Raw genomic sequence first — 556 nt, 5'->3', positions numbered from 1 at the left:
GTCGCGTGCAGATAGTCGAAGGTGTTCTCCGAGCCCGCAAAGCGTAAGTGCAACAGCTTGCCGGTGGCATCGTCGATATAGACGAGCAGGGCGCATTTGGGACCGCGGTTCTCGAACCACCAATGAAGCGAGCCATCGATCTGGACCAGTTCGCCGAAACAATCGCGCCGGCCGCGCGGCTGGAAGACGCGCTTCTTGCGCTCGCGTCGCGACACCCAGATGCCGGCTTCCATCATCCACTGACGCAGCGTCTCCTTGCTGACGGCAATCCGGTGGCGTTCGAGCAGCTTCTCGGCGGCCAACGTCGGTCCGAAATCGGCATAATGCTCACGCACCAGGTCGAGCACCAGGTTGCGGAAATCCTCGCTATGACGCCGGTTGCTCGGCCGGCCGCGCTTCTTCGAGACCAGCCCGTCGGCGCCGGCCAGGTCATAGGCTTGCAACAGCCGGTGGACCTGACTGCGGCTAAGACGAAGCAACTCGGCCGCCTCGACGACGGTCAGGCTACGCCCACGAATCCGCTGGATCAGTTCAAGACGATGCAATTCTTTCTGCG

General features: G+C 62.4%; 1 protein-coding gene. It reads right to left on the bottom strand.

What is annotated here, in order from left to right:
• On the bottom strand, nt 1-556 hold a 556-nt coding region (locus AC3WWH_RS34805; protein WP_492377631.1), incomplete at both ends, for a helix-turn-helix domain-containing protein.

The organism is Ensifer sp. EB106-03-01-XG145, from assembly GCF_058792075.1.
The sequence above is the reverse complement of the archived record's forward strand: the minus strand, read 5'-3'. Positions and strand labels throughout refer to the sequence as shown.